This window comes from Streptomyces sp. BE303 (genome assembly GCF_036290945.1).
Lineage (GTDB): Bacteria > Actinomycetota > Actinomycetes > Streptomycetales > Streptomycetaceae > Kitasatospora.
In genome coordinates this window covers 1-214 of record NZ_JAQYWZ010000584.1, presented here as the reverse complement: position 1 = coordinate 214, position 214 = coordinate 1, and the positions used below count along the sequence as shown (strand labels likewise).

General features: G+C 63.1%; 1 protein-coding gene. It reads right to left on the bottom strand.

What is annotated here, in order from left to right; translation table 11 throughout:
• Positions 1–214: alpha-L-fucosidase (locus tag PUR56_RS43410; protein ID WP_443034488.1), on the bottom strand; the 214-nt coding region annotated here is incomplete at both ends.

Sequence of the window (214 nt, the reverse complement as noted above, 5' to 3'; positions counted from 1 at the left end):
GACTGCTGGACGCTCCGTGGATCGAGGCGCCGTTGGTGTTCATCCACTGCCCGATAGTGGTGAGAGCCGCTTCTTGGACGGGTACCAGGGTGCCGTCCGGCCGGGGGCCGACATTGAGCAGATCGTTGGTGTTGTAGGCGCTGTTCGTGACGAGGTTGCGCACCAGGGTGGAGATCGGCTTCGTTCCCGTGTCATTCGGTGACCAGAACCACCG